Genomic DNA, 23,061 nt, shown 5'->3' with positions numbered 1-23,061 from the left:
TTCCGGATGAGCGTGGCCGCGACCACGAGAACGCCTGCGGTCAGGGCGCCTAGGAGGAGGCTGCTGGGCCATGGGGCGACGTCTTCGAAGAATGACCCGAATGTGCCAGCGCCGTAGATGCCGAAGAAGACGAACGTGAGTACTCCGGCGCCGGCCAGGGGCGCCCACCACCTGCGTCGCTCGCCGATCAGTACCCAGCCGGAGGGGAAGCTCCCGGGGGCGTCGGCTGATGGCTCCGCGTCAAAGGTGGTCACCTTGTTGACGGTAGATGCAGAGCAAGACATCTTGGTGCTGATTCTGCGCGGAGGGCCTGGTGTGGGCAGATGCACGGCCGACCACTGTCCGGTAGGGGATCCCCCAGCGGCGAAGATCGCAGACGATCGGTTCTGGGTGTGGCCGCGGCGGGCTTGGATCAGCTGCTCGCAAACGACGAACGGTTGAAAACGGGGTTTTGGACCGGTTCGGGTTTCTGGGAAGCCCGCAGGCCCGTCGCTCCTCAGACGGTCCTGAGTCGGACGGTCAGCAGTTCGCCGAGCGCGCCTCCTCTAGGTCCGTTATTTGGCCAGGGAAAGAGACACGATGATCAGCCCGTCGGTAGGCACGGGGCAGTCCTCAAGGCCGTCGTAGGGCAGGACGGTGCCAGTCACATCTGCAGTTGCTGTCGAAAGGCTGGCCGCCACACCGTCCGGCCCATCCAGATTTACGAGCTCGCCCTCCGCGCTCTGATGACGCTCCACGACCGTGAAGCCCTGATCTTCGAGGGCTTCAATCGCTTTTGGCGCGTTCGCTTCATCGTCGAGGACGACCTGACGGAGGTAGCTGTTTCCGGTTTGATCAAAGGGCCCAGGCTGATACGTAAAGTCGCATTTCAGGTCACCTAGTTCGCTGAGGTCTAGCTCGTCGAATTGCTCGTTGATGGCCGTCACCTGCGGCGCCGTAGTTGAGGTGCACCCGCCAAGAACCGTGACCAACGCGACGGTCATAGGGACGAGTGCTGTCTTCCTCATGAAAACTCCAACGGTTTCGGATTGACCACATTGTTCATGACCTTTACCTGAGCTCGTGCTGTTCGCTATACCCCCCGAGCAGCCGAGGGCCGACGGGAACGGTCACCGCCGCCCGTTAGGGGATCCGCTACCGGGTTGCCATCCGTCGGGGCGAATTCATCGTCGGGTCAGGGCTTCGGACTCTGACCAGAGGCGCTGAGCCACGTCGGGGTCGACGGCATGGCGCATGACGCCGTGGGTCCCGTCGATGATGTGGTCCACGACGTCGGCCGGGCTGCAGTCTTCCCAGTACGCCGGGGCGCCGACGCCGAGCTCCGCCCGTGTGGCGACGAACACCGATGTCGCCGCACCCTGCTCGACAGTCTTGACGCGGTGGGAGTATCGGCGCTTCATCTCGGCCAGCACGGCGGGGTCCCAGTGGCGTTGCAGTCCGGTCCAGATGCCCCCGGGCATCACGGCAGCGGCCGTGATGCCCTCGCCGTGCCATCTGTGCGTGGCCTCGATGCCGAACAGCACGTTCGCGGTCTTCGATTGCCCGTACGCGATCCCTGGGTCGTAGGGCGTCCGACGGAAGTCGAGGTCGCCGAAGCGAATTCCGCTCGCACCGTGGCCGCTCGATGACAGGGAGATGACGCGCGCTCCCTGAGCCATGGCCAGCGCCTGGTGGAGGCCGTTGGCCAGGGCGAAGTGCCCGAGGTGGTTGATGCCGAAGTGCCACTCCTGACCCTCGGGCGTACGTCGTTCGGGGACGTGCATGACGCCGGCGTTGGCGAGCAACAGGTGCAGGGGGCCCGACCACTCGGCGGTCAGTCGACGCACGGAGTTGAGGTCGGCGAGATCGAGCTCCCTCACCCGGAGGGTCGCGGCCGGGTCCCGGGCCCTGATCTCCTCGGCCGTCCTCTCGCCGGCCTCGACGTTGCGGGCCGCTAGGACCACCGTCGCGCCGGCCCGGGCGAGAGCCCGTGCCGTCTCGACGCCGATCCCTGAGCTGGCACCCGTGACCAGGGCAGTCTGGCCGTGCAGGTCTACGCCCTCGACCACGTCGAGGGCGGTCGAGGACGCATCGAACCGTCGGGCGTCCTCGAGTGTCCGGTCGGCGTTCATCCGAGTCGGACCGCAGCGATCCCGCCGTCGACGTCGACGGTGCTTCCGTGCACGAACGCCGCCTCGTCCGAGACGAGCCAGCGGACCGCGAAGGCGACGTCGACCGGTCGGACCGGTCGGCCCGCGACGGTGCCCGCCGTCATCGCGGCCAGGACGTCGGCGCTCTCGGCGTTGCCGGGCGTGCTCGTCGCGCCGGGCGACACGGTCGTGACTCCTACGCCGGAGGGCCCGAACTCGGCCGACCAGGTGCGGGTCATCTGCTCGAGGGCGGCCTTCGAGGCGGTGTAGGCGGCGCCGAAGGGGACTCCGACACGAGCCATCCACGAGCCGATGTTGACGATCGAGCCGCCTCCGCGCTCGACCATCGCGGGGGCGAGTGCTCCTACGAGCACGTGGGGCGCGCGGACATTGACCGCGAGGACGGCGTCGAGGTCAGCGTCGGCGAGGTCGGCGGTAGGGCCAACGGGGTAGATGCCGGCGTTGTTGACGACGACATCGACGTGGCCGCCGAGCGCGTCCTCAGCTGCCGCGGCGATGCGGCGCACCTCTGACGCGGTCCCGCCGAGGTCGCCGACCACGGCGTGGGCGTGACCGCCGGCCGCGGTGATCCTGCGCACGACGGCCTCGGCGCGTCCGGCGTCGCGCCCGTTCACGACGACCTCGGCGCCGGAGGCGGCGAGGACGCGGGCGATGGCCTCGCCGATGCCGCTGGTCGAGCCGGTGACGAGAACGGTCTTGCCCGCCAGGCGGGTGTCGACGGCGAGGGTCTGGAGTTCTTCTTCATTGGACTTCATGGTCCATTCTTAGCATAGGAATGGACTGTGCGGTCCAGGCGGGTAAGATCGCAGGGTGGACGAGACGAAGCTCACCGAGCGCGGCAGGGCGACCCGGCAACGGATCATCGAGGCGACGGGCGAGCAGATCCTCGCGTCGGGCATCGGCGGAACGACCCTCGAGACCGTCCGGGCGGCGACGCTGACCAGCAAGAGCCAGTTGTTCCACTATTTTCCTGGCGGCAAGGCGGAGCTCGTGCGTGAGGTCGCCGTGTGGGAGGGCGCCCAGCTGCTCGAGGCGCAGCAGCCGCACATCGACGACCTCGGCTCGTGGGAGTCGTGGAGCGCCTGGCGTGAGGCCCTCGTTGATTACTACCTGGGCCTCGGCCGGTGGGCCTGCCCGATCGGCTCGCTCGCGACACAGTCGGCCATGACTGATCCCGAGCTCGAACGGGTCATCGCTGAGAGCATGGGTGCGTGGCGCGACCTGCTCGCCGCGGGCGTGCGCAAGATGCAGGGGTCGGGCGACGTCGACCGCGAGGCCGACCCGGAGCGGATCGCGATGGTGATCCTCACGGCGGTGCAGGGTGGACTCGTGATGAGCCAGCCGCTGCGTTCGGCGTGGCCGCTCGAGGCGGCGCTGGACTCGGCGCTCGACCCGTTGCACCGCGCCCGCGTCTGAACTCAGGCCCGACCGTTCGTGCGGGGGCCGCATCGGACGGCCTGCTCGTCGCGGGGCTGCTCATGGCGTGTTGTCACACAACGTTGCACCTCTTGTCTGACTGTCGGAGCCGGAGCGTCCCGTAAGGGGATCGCTCGCCGGTCACCGATGCGTCGTCAGGCGGCGACGGTTTCGTATTCGGCGTCCATCTCAGATGCAAGCCCTTCCAAATCGACGGCCGAGGGCTCACCAGTAGCCACCCCGGTTAGGTCCACCACCATCCAGTTGCCACCGTGCACCAACGGCACGGGGCCTTGTTGGGTATCGCTCCAGAGGTTTAGAGCCTTGTCCAGTGCCGCCTGGTCCTTGTAGAGGTCGATCTGCACGTGGGGCAGGCACAGAACTTGGTCCGTGGGCAGGGCGTCGCCGTTCATCGGGGTGACAGGATCGCCGGCAGGGTCGGTGTCGCAGCCAAGGTGCTCGTCAACGGCGGAGACGAGCTGATCCATCGAAGTGAAGCTTGGCAGGTCGCCGGTCCCCGCCGCAGCAGTTCCGCCGCATCCTGATAGCAGTAGGCAGAGAACCCCTGCTCCTGCAGAAGCTTCGAGGATGCGTCGTCGGATCATCGTGTCCTACCCTTCGCGACAGTGCGGCTGGTGCGGCTGGTGCTGCTGCGAGCATACGCACACCCCTGCAGCTAAACGCAATGTCCTCTGCTCGGTCCGTCCCGATAGGGGATCGTCTATCGGGCACCGTTTGTAACCTCGCTCTAGCGATCTCCGGTACCGATCTGCCGCATCGCCATGCGTTAGCCAGTGACTGATGTCGATGGGCTGAGTTGGTGGCAGGTCAATGTCGTTAGGCCGGATCTGGTGCTCCGTGAGCCTGCCCTTCTGCAAGCTGTTCCGTCATCCAAGGAGAGCGATTGGCTGCCAGCTCTACGGTTAAGCCATGAGGACGCGACGAACTTTCATGGCGCTGGGTGCGGTCACCGGTGTTACGGGCGCTCTCGTCTTGACTCTTTTCTTGTTGCAGCCCTGGCGGTCCTGCTCCTACGACGACCGTCCGTCGGCCTGCGCCATGCTCCCTGCCGACGCATCCGTTCTCATGGTTTCGGCGATTACCACCCTTGCGGGCGTGACAGTTCTGGTGATGGCATGGCTGAGCGCTCAAGAACCGCGGTCGATGCCCGCCAGTCGGCGAGTCACAGTGTTTGGAGCCGTTCCGCTGTGCTTTGTGGTGGCCGTGGCCGGAGTCCTCTACTTCGTCTGATGCGGCGACCCTCCCAAGCTGCTCGTCACACTTTCACTCCTGCCGACATGACCTCCAATAGACGATCTATCTTCGGTGACCGAGTGTTGCTGGGCCACGGCCTGCACTTCGAGGAATTACGAAAGAGGAAAAGTCGATTCACGACGTCACACTTTGGTGCTCACTGGACATTACTTCTGTGACAGCGGAGAGCCCGCGGTCATCGGTTGGATCGGATCACCTTGCCCAAGCACAATGTTGACGAACTCCTCGCTGGGAGCCGCCCGGCGTTTACCACCTCAGTCGCTACGGAGGCGGCACTCGATGCTCTTGTGGCAGAGACTCGCGTTGCCACTGGGAGCCGGCGGCTTCCCCGGCGCCGAAAAGCACTCTGGCTCGTGCCCGGCAGCATTCTTGCCGTCGGAGCACTCACGGCCGGCGCAGTCGCCGTCGACGGGCTGACACGAATCGAGACCCCGATCCCCGTCGAGTACGTCACCGACACTGGGGTCACAGTCTCGTGCACTGCCACCATCGAAAGCTCGTACTTCTCGCCCAGGTTCACCGAGGTCTCCACTTACTACCGAAATGCCGACTTCACCACGAGCGGTCTCGGTCAGCGCATTTACGAATACGCCCTTGTTCTGGCTGGCGACAAGGCAGGCACCCCCGGCGATCTCCCCCAGTCAGTGCAGTCAACAGCGCAAATCCCGGGAATCGGAGATCAGCAGCCCCTCGAAGACGAATCGGCACTGTCCGTGTCCATGCTCGAGTTCATCGTCATGGATGTATCCGACGAACTCGGCCTGCCCGCCGGCACCGTGAGTGGCTGGGCAGAGATCGATTCGGACTGCGACGGACAACTCCATTGACGGGAACGACGAAGCCTCACCCTCACAGAGAAGTAGGCGCAGATCTCGCTGACTTGTTCCGCAACGAGGCTAGAGGGCTGCTCGGGTTCTTCATACGACGTGACGTACCAGCCGAGGACGCAGCGGATCTCGTCAGTGAAACGTTCCTCGCAGCCTGGCAATCGAGCACGACCCGCACAATCGAACCGGACATGCTTCGTGCCTGGCTGTTTGGCATCGCTCGCAAAAAACTCTCGCAACACCTACGAGGTCGAACCCGGCGGACCGCCTTGAGCGCACGCCTTCGGCTCACTGTGTCTGCCGATGCCCTCGAGCAACATGCCTCAACCGAGAACATGGAAAGAGTCGCCTACGTACGAGCGGCAATTGAGCAGCTTCCGGTGGTAGATCGGGAGATCGTGCGCCTCGTCTACTGGGACGGTTTCACCCAGGAAGAAGTGGCTTTAATCCTTGGAAAGCGGGCCACGTCAGTTCGTGCCCGCCTTTCCCGAGCCCGGAAGGTCCTCCACGATCAACTTGCCGACAAGGGCCCGCGTGACGTGCCCGGCGCATTCCGCGGGCGTGTCATTGGCACCACCGATGCCTGATAGGCGATCGGCCATTAGCTAGGGGTTCGCGAGTCAGCTCAGGGCGGCGATGACGCCTGCTACGAGGATTCCGGTTCCGAGTCCGATCGTGATGGTCATGGCTAAGAAGGGGCGACTTCCCGATCGCACCCCGCCTCGCTTCCTGAGGTTGAACGTGTAGGCGAAGCCTGCCGCGACGACGAGAGCGCCGATTACGGTCATGACGAGCGGAACGGTCTCCATGCTCGAACCGTAGTGCAGCTCTGCGAGCGGTTTGGCTAGTCGTCATAGCGGCCGCCCGCTAGGGGGCCAAGGAACGCGACCTCTAGCTTCAGAGTGTCTCGATAGACGATCCTCTACCGAGGAACCACCTCGATCTCTGCGTCGGGTGTCGGCGGGACGGACAACGCCCAGGCGTTCATCGACTCAAGCACGGGCCGGAGCCCCTGCCCCGTCGGGGTGAGCTCGTAGACGACGCGCGGCGGGATCTCGGAGTACGCCGTCCTGGTGACGAGGCCCGACGTCTCGAACTTCCGGAGGCGGTTGGTGAGGGTGTGCGCACTGATGCCGGGCAGCGCCTCCTTTAGCTCGGTGAAACGAGCCGGGCCCTCGAGGAGCTCTCGCACGATGAGCGTTGCCCAGGGGCCGTCGAGCAGTGTCAGGAACTTCGCGATGCCGCACTCGGGCCAGATCTCCCCACAGAAAGCCATGAACATGGACAGTACGCCATTGGTGCAGTTGACGTAACTGGTGCACCAGATGCATTGATAGATTCATGACCTATCTCATCCACGGCGCTACTGGCGCCCAGGGCTCCCCCGTCGTCGCATCCCTTCTCGCTTCCGGCGCCGCCGTCACCGCGGCGGTCCGCGACCCGTCCGCCTATGAGGGAGGCGGCGCGCCCGTCGCCGTCGACCTGATGTCGGTCGCGTCCCTCGCGGCGGCCTACGCGGGCGTCGACGGCGTCTTCGTGCACCTTCCGGTCGGCGACGCCGCCCAGCAGCTCGCGCATGCCCGGACGGTCGTCGCAGCCGTCGAGCAGGCACGGCCGGCCCGGGTGGTCGTCTCGACCAGCGGGTACCCGACGGAGGGCGACGGTGCGGCTGAGAGTCCCGTCGGCGTCCTCACTGCCGGTCTGCGGGCGACCGGGGTCTCCGTCGCCGTCGCGGCCCCGCGCCTCTTCCTCGAGAACCTGCTGCTGCCGCCGGTCGCCGCGGGCGTGGAGCAGGAGGGCGTCCTCCGCTACCCGATCCGTGACGACTACGCCGTGTCGTGGAGCTCGCACCTCGACGTGGCCGACGTCGTCGCGCGACTGCTGCAGGACGGCTCCGTGACCGGTGTCGTCGGGGTCGGTGCGCTGCCCGGCCTCGTGGGCTCCGACCTCGCGGCTGGCTTCGCCGCAGCCTCGGGCACGAGCGTGCGGTTCGAGGCGCAGGACGTCGACGACTTCGGCCGCGTCATCGAGCCCCTCTTCGGCTCAGCCGGAGCGGACCCTGTCGTGGCCTCGTACCGGTGGCGGGCCACCCTGCCCTCCGAGCTCATCGACCCTGCCACGAGCGCACAGCAGCAGCTCGGGCTGAGCCCGCGCACGGTCGAGCAGTGGCTCAAGGACCTCCGGGCCTGACCCGTTCGCTGTACGACAGCAAGGGCTGCTCCCCGACCAAGGCGATCTTCAGTTGGGGAGCGGTTCTGATCTGGCCAGGGCCCGCTCGTGGTGTTCGTCGGCGCTAGTCACAAACGATCGTTTCTGCATGCCCGATAGGGGATCCGTGCCTGGGATGCTAGCGACGTCGGGTCAGGTTCGTCGTTCCATGCAGATCAGGTCAGGACGCGGGTCCCATGAGGCAACGGCTTGAAACCCTCGTCTGGAGTAGAGCCTGATCGCGTCATCCCGCCACCTCCATACTGTCAGCCGGAGCGGGCGCTGCTCGTCACGTGTCAGCGCTGCGTTGAGGAGCGCAGATCCTGCGCCAGTTCCGCGAGCAGCTGGATCGACCCACACTCTCTTCAGTTCGTCCGCGTCCTGGTCGCTGTGGACCACAGCGACGCCGACTAGGTGGCCTTGCAACTCGGCCACGTACACATCGGCAGAGGCATACGCGGAGTAAGGGTCGTCGACTTCGTGGCGGTACTTTTCAGGCAATGGCGTCGGACCGTGGGCGCCGTCTAGGTGCTCGGCCTTTTCCCGCTCGGTCTGGATGAGGTAGTCGGCGATGAGCTTTCCTACCTGCGCTGCGTCACTTCCGGTGAGATTCGCACGACGGACGGTCGGCACGAGTTGCTCGGGGGTGGACATGCCACCATCATTTCGTGCCGCGCGGAACACTCGTGCACTGCCCGATAGACGATCGTCCAGCGGCCGCGGCATGGCTCGTGGACCCTCGACAGGTCCGGCCATGACGGCGGGCTGGGGGTCTGGGTGCCATAGGGGTCTCTTAGCAAGGCCATCGGGTGCTGAGGGCGGTGTTTCTTACCGTGTTCCTCGTCCTGATCCCTGCACCGAGGAGAACCGTGTTCCTGACCTACCTGCTCAGAGAGCTGAGCAACAGACGCAAGCAGACCGTGATCATCGCGGCGGGCATGGCCCTGGCCATCGCCCTCGTGATGATCGTGAGCGGGGTGGCGGCCGGTGTGAAGAACGCCCAGTCGACCGTCCTCGAGTCGGTCTACGGCGTCGGCACCGACGTCACCATCACGCAGACCGCCGAGCCGGGCGCCGACGGGCCCGGCCAGCAGTTCGCCTTCGGCTCCGGCGACGGCACCACCACCGACGACGGCAGCACCGAGGTCGCCCAGAGCACCCTCTCCGCCGCGCGGGGCACCGCGACCTTCGACTCGTCGGCCCTGACCACCGTCGAGGGCGTCGACGGCGTCTCCGCCGCGACCGCGACCCTGAGCCTGCAGGCCTCCACCTTCTCGGGCACGGTGCCCGACTTTTCCCAGGGGGGCGCGGGAGGCGCGGGTGCCGACGGTGCGACCGGTGACGGCACCGACGCGGGCACGCAGGCCGCGCCTCCCACCGGCGGGGCCGACGGCGCGGGCGGCAGCGCGTTCGACGTCGACCAGTTCTCGGTCACCGGCCTCGACCCCGCGACGAACGCGGTCGGACCGCTCAGCAGCGCCTCGCTCGTCGACGGCCGCAGCTTCACCGCCGCCGACGCGGGGGCCGACGTCGTCGTGCTCGACCAGACGTACGCGACGAGCGCCGATCTCGCCGTCGGAGACACGCTCGCGATCGGCGGCACCGACTTCACGGTCGTCGGGATCGTGGCGTCCACGTCGTCGGACGCCGCCACCGCCTCCGACACGTACGTGCCCCTCGACACCGCTCAGGCACTCAGCGGCCTGACGGACCAGATCAGCGACGTGTACGTCACGGCGTCGAGCGCCAGCGGCGTCGACGCCCTGAAGTCCGACCTGCAGGCCGCATTGCCGGACGCCACGGTGAGCACCCAGTCCGACCTGGCGTCGAGCGTGTCCGGCTCGCTGTCGACCGCGTCCGACCTGATCGGGAGGCTCGGCACCTGGCTCTCCGTGGCGGTGCTCGCCGCGGCGTTCCTCATGGCGATCCTCTTCACCGTCTCGGGCGTCGGTCGACGCACCCGCGAGTTCGGCACGCTCAAGGCCATCGGCTGGAGCGGCTCCCGCATCACCCGGCAGGTCGCGGGGGAGTCCCTCGTGCAGGGCCTGATCGGCGGAGTCGTCGGAGTCGCGGTCGGCCTCCTCGGGATCCTGGTCGTGAACCTCGTGGCACCGACCCTGTCCGCCGCGGCCACCACCCAGGCGGCGGGGCCCGGCGCGGGCGGCCCCGGGACAGCGGGCGGAGGCGGCGTCGGCCAGCAGGTGGCGCAGGCCACCACCGACGTCGCCCTGACCGTGCCCGTGACGGCGTCGATCGTCGTCCTCGCGGTGGGCCTGGCCGTCCTGGGCGGCCTGCTCGCGGGAGCCGCCGGGGGATGGCGTGCCTCGCGCCTACGCCCCGCCGAGGCCCTGAGGAGCGTCGCGTGACCGACATCCACGAAGCAACGGACCCGATCCCCCGGCCGGCTGCGGCCGGCGATACCACCACCATCGCCTCTGGAGGCACGCCGCCCATGTACACGCTCACCGCCGTCACCAAGACCTACCAGCAGAAGAAGCGCACGGTGACGGCCCTCGCCGGCGTCGACCTCGTCATCCCCACAGGGCAGATGGTCGCGATCCAGGGGCCCACCGGCGGAGGCAAGTCCACCCTGCTCCAGATGCTCGGCGCGCTCGACCGACCCACGAGCGGCACGGTCCGACTCGGTGACTCCGAGCTCTCGGCGGCGGGCGACCACGCCCTGGCGGCGGCACGGGCCCGCGAGATCGGCTTCGTCTTCCAGGGCTTCAACCTCATCCCGACCCTGACGGCCGCGGAGAACGTCGAGACGGCCTTCGCGGACGGCTCGACGCCCCGGGCGGAGCGCCGGGAGAAAGCGAGGGCAGCGCTGGCGTCCGTGGGGCTCGCCGAACGAGCCGACCACCTGCCGAGCGAGCTCTCGGGCGGACAGCAGCAGCGGGTGGCCATCGCGCGGGCGCTCGTCAAGGAACCGAGCGTGCTGCTCGCGGACGAGCCGACGGGCTCCCTGGACGAGGCCACCCGCGACGAGATCATGGACCTGCTCGAGGGCGTCTGGCGTGACCGCGGGCTCACGGTGGTCATCGTCACGCACGACTCGGCCGTGGCCCGGCGCGCACAACGCCGCCTTCGCATCGCGGGCGGAGAGCTCACGGAGCTGGGGCCGGCTGCCTGACCTCTCGCGCCATGGCCGACGGTCAGATGACCGGGTGGCAGGTCGATCACGGAGCGGGCTCACCTCGATGATCGCAGCTCAGGCCCGGGGACGGTCGAGGGAGGCTGAGAGGTGCACCCCCGTGGAGCGTCCTCGCGACGTCAGTGGAACGGGCAGCGGGACGGCGCTCCGGCGGCTCGGATCCGCCCGCCGGATGACGGCTTCGTCGGCAGCCGCCGCCGGTCGACCGAGAATCCCTCGTCGAGGATCGTGAGACGGGGGTCGCTGAGGGCCGTGACCGCGGCGGCGAGGCCCGCGATCGCGAGCTTCTCTCCCGGGCACCGGTGGCCGGCGGCCGGGTCTCCGCCACCGTGCGGGACGAACGTCGTGATCGCCTCGTAGTCGTCGACACCGGCGAAGCGCTCCGGATCGAACTCGGAGGCGCGGTCCCAGGACGCCTCGTCGGTGTCGGTGCCGAGGATGTCGAGCAGCACCCGGCCCCCGGCCGGCAGTCGCTGGCCGTCGAGCTCCACGTCGTCCCGCGCCCAGCCCGGCAGCATCGGCACGAACGGCGCAGTCCTCCGGACTTCCTGCGCGAAGGCGGCGGCGAGCGGCCCGCCGGTCAGGGTCCCGCGCTCCGCGCCCTCCGCCGCGATCCGCCCTCGCCACTCGGGGCGGTCGTGCAGTTCCCCCGCCGCGAAGGCTACGAAGCGGGCCACGGCGATCATCGGGCGGATGCTGTTCTGCAGCTCGATCCCCGCCAGCTTCGCGGGCAGCAGCGCACCCTCCGGGTCCCGGTGCCAGGCCCACTCGTGCAGAGCCGTCCCCGCGTCGGGCTCGAGAGCGCCGGCGCGGACGGCCTCCACGAGGCGTCGGGCGTGACGGTCCGACCACGCACGGTTCGCGGCTGCGAGCAGGTACTCGGGGGAGTACGGCACGCCGAAGCCGTCGACGATCTGTGCGAGGCGCGCGGACCATCGGGTCCGTGCCGCCGCCGTCCCGGGCAGGCCCGCCCAGGCCATGCTCGCTCGTCCGAACGCTCCGACGGCCGCGTCGTAGGCGGAGCGTCGACCGCCGGCCAGCCAGCCGTCGACCTCACGGCGCCACTCACGATCGAGCAGCGGCGTCAGCCGCGCGACCTGCTCGTCGTCGTAGGCGACGTCGAGGAAGGTCGCCTTCCGGTGCCGGTGCTCCGCCTCGTCGAGACTGTGGACCGACCCCCGGCCGAACAGCGTCTGCTGGACGAGCGCGGGCATGGCTCCGTGCCGTGCGATCCGCTGCTCGTCGTAGAACAGCTCGACGGCCTCAGCGCCGCGCACGAGCAACGCTGGCCGCCCGAGGAGCCGGAGAGGCACTGCACGCGCACCCGAGCCGGGTGCGCTCCCACAGCCGGGCGCCGAAGCCGTAGCCCCGGGTGAGCACGGAGAGGGAGTCGTCACGCAGCGGATTCGTCGTGGCAGTCGAGTCGGACATGCGGCCATCGTGGCCTCACTCGCCAGTTCAGGACCGCCGCGGAGGCAGCGTGAGGATCTCGGCGCCGTCGTCGGTGACGAGCACCGTGTGCTCGCTGTGCGCCGTGGCGCACCCCGTGGCGCTGCGCAGCGTCCAGCCGTCGGGGTCGGTCACGAGCTGGTCGGTGTCGGCCATCACCCACGGCTCGAGGGCGAGCAGCAGGCCTGGTCGGAGGCGGTAGCCGCGACCGGGGCGGCCGTCGTTGGCGACGTGCGGGTCCTGGTGCATCGTCGATCCGATGCCGTGCCCGCCGAACTCGAGGTTGACGGCGTAGCCGGCGTCGGTCAATACGGTGCCGATCGCGTGGGAGAGGTCGCCCACCCGGGCACCGGGGCGGACGGCCGCGATGCCGGCGGCGAGTGCCCGCTCGGTCGCCTCGATCAGCGCGGTGGCCTCGGGTGCGGCCTGGCCGACGACGAAGCTCACCGCGGAGTCGGCGGTGACGCCGTCGAGGGAGACCGCGAGGTCGAGGGTCACCAGGTCGCCGTCGACGATCCGCTGCGCCCGGGGCTTGCCGTGCAGCACCGCGTCGCCGACGGAGGTGCAGAGGTGGTGCCCGAACGGGCCGCTGCCGAACGAGGGGGCGTAGTCGACGTAGCAGGAGTCGGCGCCGGCTCGGTCGATGAGCTCGCGAGCCCAGGCATCGAGCTCGAGGAGGTCGGTGCCCACCTCGGCCCGGGAGCGGAGGGTGTCGAGGATGCTGCCGACCAGGGCCCCGCTCCGACGGGCTCGGTCGATCTCGGCCGGGGCGAGGATCTCGATCACGGAGGCTCCCAGGGGTCAGGCCGTCGAGGTGGGAAGGGCGCACCGTCCACGGCGGTATTATTATCCCGGTAAGACTATCCCGTCCCGTAGCCCGTCGGCTACCATCGCCCCATGGTCCGCCTCCCGCTCACGCCCGCTGAGATCGAGCGTGGCCGCCGACTCGGTGCCGTGCTGCGCCGCACGAGGGGCGAGCGCCCCCTCCTCGAGACCGCCCTGGCCGCGGGGATCTCGCCGGAGACCCTGCGCAAGATCGAGTCCGGTCGTGTCGCGACGCCGTCGTTCGCGACGATCGCCTCCGTCGCTCGCGTCCTGGGCCTCTCGCTCGACGCGCTCTGGGCCGACGTCGAACTGCCGGACGCCGAGGCGCCAGGCAGCTTCCTCGGCAGCGAGAACCCCGGCAGTCACCCGGCCCTCGCCTCCTGACGTCGTCACGGCGCTCGGCGACGGAGAGGCTCGACGTCGACGTCACCGAGCTCGTCGTGCGCCCTGCCGTGCAGCGCTGAGCCGCTCGTCGACGCGGCGTCGACCCGCCGTCAGGGGAGGACGACCACCTTGCCCACGATGCGCCCCGTCTCCGCCTCGGCGTGCAGCGCGGGCAGCTCGGCCAGGGGGATGTGCCTGGTCACCTCGACCGTCAGCTCGCCGGCGTCGACGAGCGCGACGAGCTGCTCGAGGCGGTCGCGGTCAGGTCGCACGAACACCGTCGCGGCCCGGACGCGGCGGGACGCGTCGCCGGGCGTGGCGATGAAGGCGGTCGTGCTCACGACGACGCCGCCGTCGCGCACCGCGGCGACGTCGGCCTCGAACTGCGCGGGGTCGAGCGGCGCCAGGTTGAGCAGGACGTCGACCTGGCCCGCGAGAGCACCGAGCACGTCGGTCGCGGTGTGGTCGATGACCTGGTCGGCGCCGGCGGAACGGACGGCGTCGGCGCTGCGGGGGCTCGCGGTCGCGACGACGTGGGCGCCGAGTCGCTTCGCGAGCTGGATCGCGTACTTGCCGACGACGCCGCCCGCGCCGATGACGAGGAGACGCTGGCCGGCCCGCAGCTCGCCGTCGTCGACGAGGGCCTGCCACGCCGTCAACGCCACCGACGGCAGGGCCGCCGCGTCGGCCAGCGGGATGCTCGTCGGGGCGGCGACGAGAGCGTCGGCCGGGGCGACGACGAACTCCGCCGCGCCTCCGTCCCGTTCCATCGGCAGGAAGCCGACGACCTCGTCGCCGACGGCCAGGCCGTCGACGCCGTCGCCGAGCGCCTCGACCGTGCCCGAGACGTCGTAGCCGGGCACGTGCGGGAGCGCCACGGGGATCGGGAGGAAGCCGCCCCGCATGCCCGCGTCGGCCGCGCTGTAGGCGGACGCCGCGACGCGCACGAGGACCTCCCCTGCCGCGGGGGTCGGTCGCTCGACGTCGCCGTACTCGAGGACCTCGGGTCCGCCTACCTGGTCGAAACGCACTGCCTTCATCGTGTTCTCCTCCGTTGTGTGCTTCGAGTTCGAAGCAATTCCCAGAACGTAACACTGCTTCGAACTGGAAGCAACCAGTAGGCTCGGAGCCATGACCGACTCTCCGACCGTTCTCACGCCGGCGCAGCTCGCCGCCTACTTCGCGTTCACCGAGGTCAGCGCCCTGCTCCGGCCGTCGGTCGAGGCGCAGCTGCGGGAGGCGGGCGGGCTGAGCTACGTCCAGTTCCAGCTCCTCGCCCGCCTCGGCGACGACCCGGACGGGCGACAGCGCATGACCGACCTCGCCGACGGGGTGGTCCACAGCCGGAGCGGACTGACCTACCAGGCGCAGCTGCTCGAGCACCGCGGCCTGGTCGTGCGCTCCCCGTCGCCCGACGACGAGCGCAGCACGGTCGTGACCATCACGGGTGCGGGCCGAGACGTGCTCGCCGCCGTCTTCCCGGGGCACATCGAGACCGTTCGCGGCCTCCTCTTCGCCCCCGTGACGGACGACGACGCCGAGCAGCTCGCCCGCATCCTCGGCCTCGTCACCGCGCACCTGCGTGCGGCCCCGCCGCGCTCGGCGCGGAGGCGCGCGTCGAGCTGAGCCGCCGGACAGGGGTCACGCGAGCCGCGCGCTCCTCACCCAGGTCGGCCGCCGGTCGATCACCAGGGAGACGACGTGCGACCGCCCCGCGTGGTGACCACTGACCTCGTGTTCGCCTCACGGGGCGGTCGGGTGTGCTGATCCGGTGCTACTCGGCGGAGGGGACCGCCAGGGTGCGGCGGTGACGGGCGGCGACCAGCAGGCCGCCTCCGACGAGGAGCAGGAGAGCTGCACCGATGACGCCCTGGCCGGCCTCTGCGCCGGTGTAGGCGAGACCCGTCGGCCGGGCGACGGGCGCCGCCGGGGTCACGACGGGCGGCACCACGGCGGCGGGGGCTGCGACGAGGCTGAAGGCGACGATGTTCGAGAACTCGGACACGCCTCCCGCCTCGTCGACGGCGCCGTCGGACGTGAGCTCGGCGGCGACGGCCTGGGCCACGTAGTCACCCGGCAGCAGCGAGACCGTGATCGTCCAGTTGCCGGCGTCGTCGACCAGGATCGGGTCGGCGAACTCGGTGAGGTAGAACCGGCCCTCGGCAGGCGACTCGAGGTCCGTGCCGTCGAAGAACGACTGCTCGGCGACGGTCAGGACGATGCCCGAGCCGACCGGACCGGTGCCGGAGACGGTGACCGTCCCGCCCGAGACGACCTGCCCCTCAGTCGGGCTGGTGATGACCGGCGTCGGTGTCAGGACGACGACCTCGTCGACGACGGTGACCTCGGCGGCCAGGACGATGCCGGAGCGCACGCCGGTGAGGGTGATCGTGTAGTCGTCGGGAGCGACGGTGTCCGTGAACACCAGGGTGTCGGCGTAGGCGCCGAGGTCGTTCTCCGCGTAGTAGTTCAGGTCGCGATCGGCGAGCTCGACGGCGGCTCCGTCAGAGTCCGTGACGACCGTGCGCACCTCTTCGCCGGGGCTGAAGCCCGTCGCGGCGACCGTGATCCCGGTCGTCGTGGCCTGCTCGACGGTCACCTCGTCCGGGGTCGCGGTCACCGTCTGCGCGATGGCGGGCACGGGAGGCTGCGCGAAGGTGAAGGCGATCGAGAGACGACCGACCTGGGCGTCCGGGTTCGTCTGGGTGACGGTGGCGCCCGACCCGAGCGAACCGGGCGCGAGGTCGAGGAAGGTCGTGGGCACCGAGTACGCCCCGCTCGGGTCCGCGACGGCGGTGCCGGCGACCGAGTTGCCGAGGGCCTTGTTGCTGTAGGTGACCGTGACCGTGCTGCCGGGCTGCGCCGTGCCGGTGAAGACCGGAGTCGTCGTGTCGACGACCTCACCGGTGCCGGGCGACGTCACGGTGAACGGGAACGAGGGGTTCGGCGCGACGGCGAGCTCGAACGTGTACGCGGACGGCGTCACCTCGGGGTCGGCGACGCCGGACAGCGAGTCGGCGCCTGAGACGGTCGCCACGACGGTCGTCTCACCGGGGGGCAGCTGTCCGAAGTTGGCGTTGGCGGAGAACGACCCGTCAGCGTTGTGGGTCGTGCCGCTGAACAGGGCCTGGGCGGCCGTGCCCGTGCCGATGTCGTACGTGAGCACGAGGTCGTCGGCCGTGGGGAGGCCCGTCCCCGTGATCGGCACGACCTGGGGGAGGCCTGCCGAGTTGTCGTAGGTGGACCCGGGAGCCGGCGACGTGATCGTCACGGGAGCCGCGGCGGAGGCGGGGCCCGCGGCGAGCAGGACACCTCCGAGTGCGAGTGCGAGGGCCGTCGGCACAGCGACGAGGCCCCTGGTGGCTGATGAGCGCAAAGGAGTGCTTTCTGTCGGAACGGATACATGCGTCATTGCAAGTCCGTCGGGGCCCAGCACCTCGACGAGCAGAAGAGGGCCTCAGCCCCCGTCGAGAAGCTATCAGTTGCTCACGTTCTTGAGGAGACGAGTTCTGTCACCCGGTCGCCGCAGCTACCGGCGGCTCGTCAGCTCCACCCGGTCGTGCGTCTCGACGGCGAAGTGCTGCCCCGGGTAGCGGAGGCCGGCGAAGTACATGTTCGTGTGGGCGACGATCTGCTCGCCGGTGATGACGACGCCGTCGTGCTCGGCGTCGGTGGTCGTGTGCGCGTCCGAGACGAGGGTCACGTCGAAGCCCCGCACGGCCGCCGCCTGCGTCGTCGTCCGGACGCAGTAGTCGGTCTGGGCGCCGGCGACGACGAGGTGCTCCGCGCCCAGTCGCTCGAGCACCGCGGTGAGGTCGGTGCCGACGAACGAGTCGCGGCGGTCCTTCCGGACGAGCGGCTCGTCGCCCGCCCGGGCGAGCGGCGGAGCCAGCTGCCAGTCGTCCGTGCCCTCGGGGAAGTCGTCGTGGTCCTGCACCCAGACCACGGGCACGCCCTCCGCCCTCGCCCGGTCGACGAGACGGGCGGTCCGCTCGAGGACCGCGTCGGCGTCGACGCACCCGACGACGACGCCGCGTTGGAGGTCGATGACGAGCAGGGCCGTGGCGGAGGTCATGCCGCGAGCATCCCAGCGTGGGCCGGTGCGCCGCAACGTCGCCGCGGGCGGCTCGGCAGGCCGGCGGGCCTGCGAGACTGCACGCATGCACCCCGTCGTCGTCACCGAGGCCCCCTCGGGTCCGCTGGCGTGACCGACTACGTGCGTCCGGCGTTCGCCGAGACCGTCTTCTCCCCGCGGGCGTCCGACCCCGACCTCGGCGACGACCCGTCGTACGCCGACCCGGAGACCTACCGCCCCGTCGCCGCCGTCGCCCAGGCGCTCGTCGAACACGTCGCCCGCGAGTACGACGTCGTCGTCGACGCGCCGCTGGAGGTCCCCTCGGCGCACGGACGGTGGCTGCCCGAGCCGCTCTCACGCATCGTCCGGATCTCTCCTCGGCACCCCGGCGAGGTGACGGTGTGGATCATGGTCGGCACCGAGCCCGGCGTCGTCGGCGTGGCCGCCGGCGCCTTCAGTTCGTTCGCCTTCCCGTTCTGCAGCTGCCAGCTCTGCGACGAGCCGTGGCAGCACGTGGCCGACGGTCTGGAGGAGGTCGTGCTGGCGCTCGCCCGCGACGGCGTCCGCGAGACCGTCGAGGCGGGGAGGCGCGGTCAGGTGGAGTGGTCGCTCTCGCGGACGCGTCACGCCTGGTCGGGCAGGACCCCGACGCGCGGCGTCCGTCGGGCCGAGCTCCGACGCTGGGAGGACGCGCTCGCCGGGCTGCCCGACGGTCGCTGGGCGGGCTGGACGCCTCGCCGGCACGACGACGGCTGAGCCGAGACTCGTCGCGTCGCACCCGGCCGGCCGAGCCGGCTTCCCCGCGGCACCCCGCGCGAAGTGGGGCCGTCACGGAGCTCCGCGGTGCCCTATCTTCGTCACGGCTCACCTCGGGCCGCGCTCCCGACGAAGGACGACCGTGACCGGCCCTGCCCCCGCCCCCGACGCCGCTCCCGCTCCCGCCCCGGCCCCGTCAGCCGACGCGCTGACCGGCACCGCGCCTCCGCCCGTCCGCGGCCTGCGCCGGTTCGGCCGGCCGCCGCGCGTGATGGGCGTCGACGTCGCCCGCGGCGTCGCCGTGATCGGCATGATCGGGGCCCACGTCGGGGTCACCGAGGCGTTCCGCTGGGGCGACGTCAGCACCTGGACCGACCTCGTCCACGGTCGCTCCTCGCTCCTCTTCGCCCTCGTCGCGGGCATCTCGATCGCCCTGCTCACCGGCGGGCGCACCCTCCCGGCCCGGGAGGACCTGCCGCGCCTGCGCCTCCTGCTCGTGGGCCGCGGCGCCGTGGTCTTCGCCCTCGGCGTCGCGCTCGAGCTGCTGGGCACCGGCATCGCGGTCATCCTCACCCTCTACGGCGTCCTGTTCGTCGCCGTCGTCCCGTTCCTCCGGTGGCGGCGTCGCCACCTCCTGATCACCGCCGCGCTGCTCGCCCTCGTGGGGCCGTTCGCCCTGACGGTGCTCGGCTACCTGGCCGTCGACGCCTACGGGCCCGGCATCGACCTCGTGCTCTTCGGCAGCTACCCGGTCACCGTCTGGCTCGCCCTGCTGCTGACCGGCCTCGCGATCGGGCGCAGCGACCTGCTCTCGCGCCGCACGGCCGTGCGCCTGCTCGTCGTCGGCGTCGCCCTCTGCGCGGTCGGCTACGGCGTCGCGGGGCTGACCGGGAGGTCCGCCGCGTCGTCGTCCGGCTCCAGCTCGTCGTCGTACGAGGAGGGCGTCACCGTGCCGGGCGGCGACCTCGACCTCACCGACTGGACTTGCTGGTCGTCGCCCGACTACGTCGACTGCTACCCCGACAGCGCCGACGTCTCCGGCAGCGGCAGCAGCGAGTCGACCGTCTCGTCCACGCCGACCGGCACCGAGGCGGGCTTGGTCGAGCAGCTCGTCGTGCTGGGGGAGATCCTGCCCGACAGCGGCATCGTCGACGCGGTCGTCGACGCGTCGCCGCACTCCGGCGGGTCGGCCGAGATCGTGGGCAGCGGCGGCTTCGCGATGGCGATCGTGGGAGGCGCGCTGCTGCTGAGCAGACCGCTCCGGTGGGTCCTGCTGCCGGTCGCCTCCCTCGGGTCGATGCCGCTGAGCGCCTACGCGGCGCACGTCGTCGTGATCGCGGTGACGCTGGGCGTGGCCGGCACCGCCGAGGACGACACGCTCTGGGTCGTCCTCTCCCTGTCGCTCCTCGTGGCCAGCACGCTGTGGGTGCAGTTCGTGGGGCGAGGCCCGCTCGAACGGCTGGCGGCCGCCGGTGCCCGGGCCATGGCGGGCGACCCCCGACGACCTACTCCGCGGGCGGAGCCGCCTCGAGAGGCGCCTCGACCAGACGCGCCGTGACGCTGACGACGACCTCGTCGGCACCGGCGCCGAGCTCCGCCACGGTCTGACGGACCAAGTCGGCGGCCCGGGCGAGGGTCTGCGGGGTGGGCACCGCCACGTCGGTGGCGACGTGCGCGGCGACGGAGAGCAGGCCGCCGGAGCGGTCGACGTCGACGAGGCCGGTGGGCTCCGCGAGCTCGAGCCCCTCGGCGACCAGGGTGACCGCCGCCTCGACGACGGGGTGGGCGTCGAAGACGTCGACGACGCCGGGCGTGCCGCGCAGCGCCCGGGTCAGGGCTCGCGACAGGGCCTGGTCGGTCTCGGCCGTCTCGGGGGCGTCCACCATCTCGTCGCTCATCTCCGCGCCTCCTCTGTTCCGGTGCCGGTGTGGGGGCCGGCGCCGGGGCCGGTGCCGCGGTCGCCCGGCAGCCACACGTCGTCGACGGTGACGTCGATCGCGGTCACGGCGAGCTCGGTGTGCAGCCCGAGCGTCGTGGCCACGCGGTCGCGCAGCTGGTCGGCCACGGCGTTGAGGTCGAGCCCGTAGCGCACCGCGGCCGTGACGCGCACGACGACGGGCGCTCCCGCCGTGTCGACGTCGCCGTCGAACGAGGTCGAACTGAGCAGGACCCCGTCGAGGTCGTCGCCGGCGCGGCGCACGAGCCCGCGCGCCGCGGCCTCGGTGACGCTGAGCTTCGTCGCCGGGTCGGGGTGTCCGACCGGGATGTCGCGGCCGCCCACGACCTCGTGGCGGATCGTCTCGAGGAGGCCGGTGATCCAGGTGTCGTCGCGGTCGGGCTCACGCTCGGCCTCGCGCTCGAGGGAGGCGTGCGAGAGTCGCGTCACCCGGTCGAGCGCCTGCAGGTACAGACGGCACTCGGCGGACCCCTCGATGCGAGGGTCGCGCGGCGTCCGGCCGCGGTCGAGGTAGTCGGCGAGCTCGTCGACGGGCACGCCGTCCACCAGCTCTGCCGCGTCGAGGGGCGCGGAGTCGTCGATCGGTGTCATCGCCATGCCTCCATCTCGCCCATCAGGAAGATCCGTGCCCGGGCGATCTGCCCGCGCACGGTCGAGGTCGGCAGGTCGAGGGCCTGCGCGATCTCGGCGTACGAGTAGCCCGCGGTCTCGCGCAGCAACCAGCAGCGTCGCTGGTCGAGGGGGAGCTTGTCGAGGGCCGACCACATCGCGTCGAGCTGGAGGCGCGTCTCGACCTGTCGGTCGGGGGCCTCCGAGCGCGGCGCCGGGCGCTCGTACGCGTCGACGTCGTCGTGGTCGCGGCGCACCCGCAGCCGGTCGATGCTCCGGTTGCCGACGATGCGCATCAGCCAGGCCCGGAGGGTGCCCGGGTCGTCGAGGTCGCCGAGCCGCCGCCAGGCGACGAGGAAGGCCTCCTGCACGACGTCGTCGGTCTCGACGTCGGAGCCGAGCAGCCGGCCGGCGAGCACGCGCATCAGGGGGCCGTGACGCCGGGCGATCACCTCGAAGGCGTGCACGTCGCCGTCCCGGGCACGCGTCGCGAGCGTGCCGTCCGAGGCGTCGAGGAGCGGGTCGTCGGCGATGGTGTCGACCTCCCGGGCGATCGGGCGGGGTGCGGCGCACCTCGCCGGGCGGGGCGTCGTGCCCGCGGCGGAGCGCGGGTGGGTGACCCGCGCTGCTGTCGTTGCTACCACGGCGGGCTGGGCGGGCGGCGCGTCCTGGCCGCTGGTCGAGTCCGGGGGCGACGCGATCCGCGACTCCCGGCCCACGCTCCCCGGACCGCGCTCCCGCCCCGCGCCTCCTCACGGCGCGCCGGGGCGACGGGGCGACGGGCCGACGGAGCGGACGGAGCGGACGACCCTGTCGGCCCGTCTTCTGGGGTGCCGACGCGACCCGTCGAACCCGTCCGCAGACACGAATCATCCTCACTGCACGACGGATCCGTGACGAACCTGCCACGTCGCACGTCCTGTCAGTGGTGCCCGCCCGAGGGCGTGCGCACCGGAGAGGAACCGAGCATGACCACGTACCAGACGCTCGCCGTCGCCCCTGCACCCGCCGACGGCCCGGGCGCCTCCGACCGACCCCGCCGGGCCAGCGCCTCCGGCACCGACCCCGACGAGGCCTGCCTGCACTACGAGCAGGTCTGGGGCGGACGCGACTTCCGGGCCGAGGCCGTCGACGACGCGTTCACGTACCGCTGCTCGTCCGTCGACGACGGGCGCGTCACCCTCCTCACGTCGACCTTCGGCGGGCGGCTGCACGGCGAGGTGCCGTGGCCCGACCGCTACGCCGTCGGCTGGTTCCGCGAGGGGGCCGGGTCCGTCGACCACCGCCGGGGCGGCCACCGCAGCCGCGCCTCCGACCCGTTCCCCCTGCCCACCGAGCTGCCCTACGAGCTGCGGCTGTCGCCGCACGTGCAGCACGTGGTGCAGGTCGAGCCCGGCTTCCTGGAGGAGACCGCCCGCGAGCGACACGGCGGCCCGGCCCAGCTCGTCGTGCTCGACGGCTCGGCGACGCCCGCGCCCGAGGCGGTGCAGGGATGGAGGCGCGCCCTGGCCGCCGTCACCGGCCCGCTCGTCGAGGTGGGCACGTCGCCCCTCCTCCGCGCCGAGGCGCAGCTCGTGCTCGTCCACGCGATCCTCGACCTCTTCCCCTGGAGCGTCTCGGACGTGCCCGCGACCGTCCGGTCCGTCGGCCCGGGCCGCCTGCGCGACGCCGTGGACTTCGTCCACGAGCACGCCCACGAGCCCATCACGCCGTCCGACGTCGCGGCGGCGGCGGGGCTGCACCCCCGCACCCTGCAGCAGTCGATGAGCCGCCAGCTCGGCGCCTCGCCCGCGGCCTACGTGCGGCAGGTCCGCCTCGACCGCGTCCACGCCGAGCTGCTCCGCGCCGCCCCGCGGGAGGTCCACGTCGCCGACGTCGCGACCCGCTGGGGCTTCGGCAACCTGGGCCGGTTCTCGGCCTCCTACGCCCGCCGGTTCGGCGAGCAGCCGCGGGAGACCCTGCGGCGATGACGGATG

The 23,061-nt window shown here is 70.9% G+C and carries 27 protein-coding genes; 11 read left to right on the top strand and 16 right to left on the bottom strand.

All coding sequences use genetic code 11. From position 1 onward, the window contains the following. The 4 genes from IFT45_RS11575 to IFT45_RS11560 form a co-directional block, all read right to left on the bottom strand. A partial coding sequence (locus IFT45_RS11575) for a hypothetical protein (protein WP_197982386.1) occupies positions 1–254 on the bottom strand: 254 nt, incomplete at its 3' end. A gap of 300 nt (positions 255–554) precedes the next feature. Beyond that, positions 555–1,007 (bottom strand): hypothetical protein, encoded by a 453-nt coding sequence (locus IFT45_RS11570; RefSeq protein ID WP_206759074.1) that lies wholly within the window; start codon positions 1,005–1,007, stop codon positions 555–557. Between the two features lie 156 nt (positions 1,008–1,163). Continuing rightward, a complete protein-coding gene (locus IFT45_RS11565; protein ID WP_192128259.1) occupies positions 1,164–2,111 on the bottom strand; it encodes an SDR family NAD(P)-dependent oxidoreductase in 948 nt (315 codons plus the stop codon). Further along, entirely contained in the window at positions 2,108–2,905 is a 798-nt protein-coding gene (locus IFT45_RS11560; RefSeq protein ID WP_192045222.1) for an SDR family NAD(P)-dependent oxidoreductase, read from the bottom strand. Before IFT45_RS11560 ends, IFT45_RS11565 begins: the two co-directional genes overlap by 4 nt. Before the next feature lie 55 nt (positions 2,906–2,960). On the opposite strand from IFT45_RS11560, the gene IFT45_RS17875 reads away from it, so the two are divergent. Further along, a complete protein-coding gene (locus IFT45_RS17875; protein WP_192045223.1) occupies positions 2,961–3,566 on the top strand; it encodes a TetR family transcriptional regulator C-terminal domain-containing protein in 606 nt (201 codons plus the stop codon). A 155-nt stretch (positions 3,567–3,721) separates the two neighbouring features. Here the strand turns inward: IFT45_RS17875 and IFT45_RS11550 are convergent, their stop codons facing one another. Beyond that, positions 3,722–4,054, bottom strand: coding sequence for a hypothetical protein (locus IFT45_RS11550; RefSeq protein ID WP_055974433.1), 333 nt, complete (start codon positions 4,052–4,054; stop codon positions 3,722–3,724). 984 nt (positions 4,055–5,038) lie between these two features. On the opposite strand from IFT45_RS11550, the gene IFT45_RS11545 reads away from it, so the two are divergent. Then, on the top strand, positions 5,039–5,668 hold the full coding sequence (locus IFT45_RS11545; RefSeq protein WP_162234626.1) for a hypothetical protein: 630 nt from the start codon (positions 5,039–5,041) through the stop codon (positions 5,666–5,668). A 53-nt stretch (positions 5,669–5,721) separates the two neighbouring features. Further along, on the top strand, positions 5,722–6,255 hold the full coding sequence (locus IFT45_RS11540; protein ID WP_162234627.1) for an RNA polymerase sigma factor: 534 nt from the start codon (positions 5,722–5,724) through the stop codon (positions 6,253–6,255). Between the two features lie 33 nt (positions 6,256–6,288). On the opposite strand, the gene IFT45_RS11535 is transcribed toward IFT45_RS11540, so the two are convergent. After that, positions 6,289–6,477: a hypothetical protein gene (locus tag IFT45_RS11535; protein WP_192045224.1), complete on the bottom strand. Its 189-nt coding sequence runs from the start codon at positions 6,475–6,477 to the stop codon at positions 6,289–6,291. A 113-nt stretch (positions 6,478–6,590) separates the two neighbouring features. Further along, positions 6,591–6,944 (bottom strand): helix-turn-helix domain-containing protein, encoded by a 354-nt coding sequence (locus IFT45_RS11530; protein WP_043595645.1) that lies wholly within the window; start codon positions 6,942–6,944, stop codon positions 6,591–6,593. Between the two features lie 65 nt (positions 6,945–7,009). Here IFT45_RS11530 and IFT45_RS11525 point away from each other — a divergent pair, with 65 nt between their 5' ends. After that, complete coding sequence (locus tag IFT45_RS11525) at positions 7,010–7,858, top strand: SDR family oxidoreductase (protein ID WP_192045225.1); 849 nt, start codon at positions 7,010–7,012, stop codon at positions 7,856–7,858. 171 nt (positions 7,859–8,029) lie between these two features. Here the strand turns inward: IFT45_RS11525 and IFT45_RS11520 are convergent, their stop codons facing one another. Beyond that, entirely contained in the window at positions 8,030–8,530 is a 501-nt protein-coding gene (locus tag IFT45_RS11520) for a GNAT family N-acetyltransferase (RefSeq protein ID WP_192045226.1), read from the bottom strand. Positions 8,531–8,745: 215 nt separating this feature from the next. Between IFT45_RS11520 and IFT45_RS11515 the strand changes: the two genes are divergently transcribed. After that, complete coding sequence (locus tag IFT45_RS11515) at positions 8,746–10,242, top strand: ABC transporter permease (protein ID WP_192128257.1); 1,497 nt, start codon at positions 8,746–8,748, stop codon at positions 10,240–10,242. An 86-nt stretch (positions 10,243–10,328) separates the two neighbouring features. Beyond that, positions 10,329–11,009, top strand: a complete 681-nt coding sequence (locus tag IFT45_RS11510; RefSeq protein WP_185234315.1) for an ABC transporter ATP-binding protein — start codon at positions 10,329–10,331, stop codon at positions 11,007–11,009. A 140-nt stretch (positions 11,010–11,149) separates the two neighbouring features. Here the strand turns inward: IFT45_RS11510 and IFT45_RS11505 are convergent, their stop codons facing one another. Next, positions 11,150–12,307 (bottom strand): cytochrome P450, encoded by a 1,158-nt coding sequence (locus IFT45_RS11505; RefSeq protein WP_371810985.1) that lies wholly within the window; start codon positions 12,305–12,307, stop codon positions 11,150–11,152. 181 nt (positions 12,308–12,488) lie between these two features. Then, positions 12,489–13,265, bottom strand: a complete 777-nt coding sequence (gene map, locus IFT45_RS11500; protein ID WP_192128255.1) for a type I methionyl aminopeptidase — start codon at positions 13,263–13,265, stop codon at positions 12,489–12,491. Positions 13,266–13,376: 111 nt separating this feature from the next. On the opposite strand from map, the gene IFT45_RS11495 reads away from it, so the two are divergent. Next, positions 13,377–13,688 (top strand): helix-turn-helix domain-containing protein, encoded by a 312-nt coding sequence (locus IFT45_RS11495; RefSeq protein WP_192128253.1) that lies wholly within the window; start codon positions 13,377–13,379, stop codon positions 13,686–13,688. A 110-nt stretch (positions 13,689–13,798) separates the two neighbouring features. Here the strand turns inward: IFT45_RS11495 and IFT45_RS11490 are convergent, their stop codons facing one another. After that, positions 13,799–14,728, bottom strand: coding sequence for an NADP-dependent oxidoreductase (locus IFT45_RS11490; RefSeq protein WP_192128251.1), 930 nt, complete (start codon positions 14,726–14,728; stop codon positions 13,799–13,801). A 91-nt stretch (positions 14,729–14,819) separates the two neighbouring features. Between IFT45_RS11490 and IFT45_RS11485 the strand changes: the two genes are divergently transcribed. After that, positions 14,820–15,314, top strand: a complete 495-nt coding sequence (locus IFT45_RS11485; RefSeq protein ID WP_192128249.1) for a MarR family winged helix-turn-helix transcriptional regulator — start codon at positions 14,820–14,822, stop codon at positions 15,312–15,314. A 148-nt stretch (positions 15,315–15,462) separates the two neighbouring features. Here IFT45_RS11485 and IFT45_RS11480 read toward each other — a convergent pair whose 3' ends face one another. After that, positions 15,463–17,031 (bottom strand): hypothetical protein, encoded by a 1,569-nt coding sequence (locus IFT45_RS11480; protein ID WP_206759072.1) that lies wholly within the window; start codon positions 17,029–17,031, stop codon positions 15,463–15,465. A gap of 186 nt (positions 17,032–17,217) precedes the next feature. Further along, the gene (locus IFT45_RS11475; protein WP_185231454.1) at positions 17,218–17,763 is read right to left on the bottom strand and encodes a cysteine hydrolase family protein; all 546 of its coding nucleotides are present in this window, start codon (positions 17,761–17,763) and stop codon (positions 17,218–17,220) included. A gap of 129 nt (positions 17,764–17,892) precedes the next feature. Here IFT45_RS11475 and IFT45_RS11470 point away from each other — a divergent pair, with 129 nt between their 5' ends. Both IFT45_RS11470 and IFT45_RS11465 read left to right on the top strand, forming a co-directional pair. After that, complete coding sequence (locus IFT45_RS11470) at positions 17,893–18,519, top strand: DUF6226 family protein (protein WP_192128245.1); 627 nt, start codon at positions 17,893–17,895, stop codon at positions 18,517–18,519. A gap of 142 nt (positions 18,520–18,661) precedes the next feature. Then, positions 18,662–20,077, top strand: a complete 1,416-nt coding sequence (locus tag IFT45_RS11465) for a heparan-alpha-glucosaminide N-acetyltransferase domain-containing protein (protein WP_192128243.1) — start codon at positions 18,662–18,664, stop codon at positions 20,075–20,077. Here the strand turns inward: IFT45_RS11465 and IFT45_RS11460 are convergent. The 3 genes from IFT45_RS11460 to IFT45_RS11450 are packed head-to-tail and all read right to left on the bottom strand — an operon-like array spanning position 20,025 to position 21,804. After that, positions 20,025–20,417 carry a hypothetical protein gene (locus tag IFT45_RS11460; protein ID WP_192128241.1) on the bottom strand — a complete coding sequence of 131 codons (393 nt, stop codon included), beginning with the start codon at positions 20,415–20,417 and terminating at the stop codon, positions 20,025–20,027. The two genes, IFT45_RS11465 and IFT45_RS11460, sit on opposite strands and share 53 nt — an antisense overlap. Next, entirely contained in the window at positions 20,414–21,067 is a 654-nt protein-coding gene (locus tag IFT45_RS11455) for an Asp23/Gls24 family envelope stress response protein (protein ID WP_185231460.1), read from the bottom strand. Before IFT45_RS11455 ends, IFT45_RS11460 begins: the two co-directional genes overlap by 4 nt. After that, on the bottom strand, positions 21,064–21,804 hold the full coding sequence (locus IFT45_RS11450) for an RNA polymerase sigma factor (RefSeq protein ID WP_371810984.1): 741 nt from the start codon (positions 21,802–21,804) through the stop codon (positions 21,064–21,066). Before IFT45_RS11450 ends, IFT45_RS11455 begins: the two co-directional genes overlap by 4 nt. Before the next feature lie 249 nt (positions 21,805–22,053). Here IFT45_RS11450 and IFT45_RS11445 point away from each other — a divergent pair, with 249 nt between their 5' ends. Then, on the top strand, positions 22,054–23,055 hold the full coding sequence (locus IFT45_RS11445; RefSeq protein ID WP_192128239.1) for a helix-turn-helix transcriptional regulator: 1,002 nt from the start codon (positions 22,054–22,056) through the stop codon (positions 23,053–23,055). Positions 23,056–23,061: the final 6 nt, after the last annotated feature.

It is taken from the genome of Frigoribacterium sp. CFBP 13707, from assembly GCF_014842245.1.
GTDB lineage: Bacteria > Actinomycetota > Actinomycetes > Actinomycetales > Microbacteriaceae > Frigoribacterium > Frigoribacterium endophyticum.
This window is presented reverse-complemented; position numbering and strand designations above follow the sequence as displayed.

Coding starts and splice junctions, on each gene's coding strand:
- IFT45_RS11570 (WP_206759074.1), bottom strand. CDS start 1,007: ATGAGGAAGACAGCACTCGTCCCTATGACCGTCGCGTTGGTCACGGTT.
- IFT45_RS11565 (WP_192128259.1), bottom strand. CDS start 2,111: ATGAACGCCGACCGGACACTCGAGGACGCCCGACGGTTCGATGCGTCC.
- IFT45_RS11560 (WP_192045222.1), bottom strand. CDS start 2,905: ATGAAGTCCAATGAAGAAGAACTCCAGACCCTCGCCGTCGACACCCGC.
- IFT45_RS11550 (WP_055974433.1), bottom strand. CDS start 4,054: ATGGATCAGCTCGTCTCCGCCGTTGACGAGCACCTTGGCTGCGACACC.
- IFT45_RS11535 (WP_192045224.1), bottom strand. CDS start 6,477: ATGGAGACCGTTCCGCTCGTCATGACCGTAATCGGCGCTCTCGTCGTC.
- IFT45_RS11530 (WP_043595645.1), bottom strand. CDS start 6,944: ATGGCTTTCTGTGGGGAGATCTGGCCCGAGTGCGGCATCGCGAAGTTC.
- IFT45_RS11525 (WP_192045225.1), top strand. CDS start 7,010: ATGACCTATCTCATCCACGGCGCTACTGGCGCCCAGGGCTCCCCCGTC.
- IFT45_RS11520 (WP_192045226.1), bottom strand. CDS start 8,530: ATGTCCACCCCCGAGCAACTCGTGCCGACCGTCCGTCGTGCGAATCTC.
- IFT45_RS11510 (WP_185234315.1), top strand. CDS start 10,329: ATGTACACGCTCACCGCCGTCACCAAGACCTACCAGCAGAAGAAGCGC.
- IFT45_RS11495 (WP_192128253.1), top strand. CDS start 13,377: ATGGTCCGCCTCCCGCTCACGCCCGCTGAGATCGAGCGTGGCCGCCGA.
- IFT45_RS11490 (WP_192128251.1), bottom strand. CDS start 14,728: ATGAAGGCAGTGCGTTTCGACCAGGTAGGCGGACCCGAGGTCCTCGAG.
- IFT45_RS11485 (WP_192128249.1), top strand. CDS start 14,820: ATGACCGACTCTCCGACCGTTCTCACGCCGGCGCAGCTCGCCGCCTAC.
- IFT45_RS11475 (WP_185231454.1), bottom strand. CDS start 17,763: ATGACCTCCGCCACGGCCCTGCTCGTCATCGACCTCCAACGCGGCGTC.
- IFT45_RS11460 (WP_192128241.1), bottom strand. CDS start 20,417: ATGAGCGACGAGATGGTGGACGCCCCCGAGACGGCCGAGACCGACCAG.
- IFT45_RS11455 (WP_185231460.1), bottom strand. CDS start 21,067: ATGACACCGATCGACGACTCCGCGCCCCTCGACGCGGCAGAGCTGGTG.
- IFT45_RS11445 (WP_192128239.1), top strand. CDS start 22,054: ATGACCACGTACCAGACGCTCGCCGTCGCCCCTGCACCCGCCGACGGC.